At 24.0% G+C, this 2,650-nt stretch carries 2 protein-coding genes; one reads left to right on the forward strand and one right to left on the reverse strand.

Annotation, left to right across the window (positions count from 1 at the left end):
• Window positions 1-1,085, reverse strand: a 1,085-nt coding sequence (locus tag CD129_RS12090; RefSeq protein WP_126577755.1) for an alpha-glucosyltransferase N-terminal domain-containing protein, incomplete at its 3' end; no start/stop codon positions are given.
• Between the two features lie 429 nt (window positions 1,086-1,514).
• Between CD129_RS12090 and CD129_RS12095 the strand changes: the two genes are divergently transcribed.
• Window positions 1,515-2,576: a type I restriction endonuclease gene (locus tag CD129_RS12095; RefSeq protein WP_115337514.1), complete on the forward strand. Its 1,062-nt coding sequence runs from the start codon at window positions 1,515-1,517 to the stop codon at window positions 2,574-2,576.
• Window positions 2,577-2,650 lie beyond the last annotated feature (74 nt).

Here is a 2,650-nt window from a genome sequence, read left to right on the forward strand (position 1 = left end):
TTACCATATATAAGTAATTTTGAATCATTACCTTTACTTATATATATACTAAAAGCTTTAATAATATGATCAATTTGCTTTTCTTTTGAAATTCTACCAACGTAACAAAATTGATTGTTTTTCTCGTTAATTTCATGAGATTTCATTTTCTCAACAAAATGTGGAATTACTTTGAATTTATCATCTTCAATCTCGAAGTCTTTTTGAATATCTTTTTTTTGATAATCAGTAAGAACTATATACTTATCAATAATATCATCACTATTTAAAACCAGCTTATAAGAACCTCTAATTCCTCTTTCCACTAAATGAGTGCTATGAAACACAGCTACCCTTTTTAAATTTTTATCACATTCTATTAATGATTTATCCAATAACCTAGCATCATTAAACACTATTGAATCATCTTCAAGAACATTATTGAAATAATAAGTAAACATCTCTTTTTCATTTCTAAAAAATTTAGCTGGTCTATTACCTTGATAAAACGTTATATACAAAATTTTATTCTTCTCAACATCAGAAAAGTATTTTTTTAAATATATATCTCCTACCTTATTATAATATTCTTCATATAATTTATTATAACTTGTTGGTGAATAGTTAGTAATTCTATGAAGCACACCATTTCTTGTATACTCTCTTCTTTCCAACCTTTTACTTGATATAGGCGACATAAAATCTTCGAAAAGCAAAATTTTAGTACCAAAGTAAAATTTTCTATATAACACATATTCATCCTTATTATAGTATCTAACAATGTTTTTATTAATTTTTTCATTTAAGTGTTCAATAGTGTACTCAGTTTCTTTCTTTTTTTTAGTAAAAATTGTTGGACTAGAATATTTTTCAAGCAATTTGTCGTTAGATAGCCATTCATAAATATTTTTTATTTCTAAAGAATCACTTATGATATTTCTTTTCTTAAAGTCATCATAAACATTAAAATAATCCGGATTATAATTAGTAGTGTGGATAACAGACTTTTGGTTTAGATGTTCTTCTAAAAACTTTATTCTGTACAATAAGGATTTAGTTCGACCCCCATGTATCTTTGGTAGTATCGATGTAATAGTATATAACATAAAACTCCCCCACTATTTAATTTATAACAATATAAAAAAGTCTCACTCATTCGAGCGAGACTTTGATTATCTACGATGTTTAACTTATATATAGTAAACCATAATATTAAGAAAATGTAAATTATCATATAAAGTCATTAACTGACTTTAGTTAGCACTTTGAATACACTTTAGTCCTTTATTATTAGGAATTCAGCTTAAAATAGTAATATTCAACATATTATCCTAGTTATTGTTAAATTTAATTCACAAATGAATAACAGTCTAAAAGTCAATTTGATACAAATTTATATAATATAAATTATTTTGAAACTGAACTGTATAAACACATTATAATGATTTTTTAATATTTAGTTAAAATCTCACTTTTTGTGTATAATATATATATGGGTTTAAAAATTTATTAACAGTTAAAGGGGAATAATAAATATGGAAAATTTCGTTAAGGGGATTGAAGAATTATCTAAAAGAATAAACACTTTAAAAGAACAAGTTAACACAGAAGAAGCTACAAAAACTGCATTAATTCTTCCATTTTTTCAAAAGTTAGGTTACGACATATTTAATCCAATGGAATTTACGCCAGAATATATTGCTGATGTTGGAATCAAAAAAGGTGAAAAAGTCGACTATGCAATTATGAATGATAACCAACCTACTATACTAATTGAATGTAAGTCGGTAAATGAAAAATTATCAAACCACGATTCACAATTATTTAGATATTATGGAACAAGCAAATCTAAATTTGGTATTTTGACAAATGGGATCGAGTATAGATTTTTTACTGATTTAGAAGAAACAAATAAAATGGATTCAAAACCATTTTTAGTCTTTGATATTTTAAATTTAAAGGAAAATCATATAAAAGAAATCTATAAATTTTCAAAAGAAATGTTTGATATAGACAATATTTCAAGCTCAGCATATGAATTAAAATATGTGAATTTAATAAAAAACTTCTTGAACCAAGAGTTAGAAAACCCTTCTGATGAATTTGTGAAATTTGTTTTAACTAGTGTTTATGATGGGGTTAAAACAAAAACGATCATTGATAGATTTACACCAACCTTAAAAAATACATTTAATTTAATGATTAATGAAAAAGTAACTGACAAATTAAATGCTGCATTAAATAATAGTACAGAAAATAAAGTCGAAGTTAAAAATGTAGAAAATCTAACAAAAGTTACTAAAACAGAAGATTTAATTGTAACAACTCCAGAGGAATTAGAATCATATGCAATTATTAAAGTTATTTCATCAGACACAATTGATACACAACGAGTTCATTATAGAGATAATAGGAGCTATTTTAATATACTCATAGATAACAGTATTAGAAAATGGTTGACTAGAATCTATTTTACTAAAAATAGAAATTATATAATTTTAAATGATGACCATAAAACTACTTTAGAATTCAATGAGCCAATTGATTTATTAAAATATAAAGATGAAATAAGTAAGGTAATAGAAAAATTTATTTAAATAACTTAATATAAAAAAGCTTATAACCAGTGCGTTATAGGCTTTTTTTAATACAAATACAATTTTTATGTAAA

This window comes from Mammaliicoccus fleurettii (assembly GCF_003970575.1).
GTDB classification, from domain to species: domain Bacteria; phylum Bacillota; class Bacilli; order Staphylococcales; family Staphylococcaceae; genus Mammaliicoccus; species Mammaliicoccus fleurettii.

What these genes read in the sequence shown, in the direction of transcription:
- CD129_RS12095 (WP_115337514.1), top strand. Translation starts at nt 1,515, where the DNA reads ATGGAAAATTTCGTTAAGGGGATTGAAGAATTATCTAAAAGAATAAAC.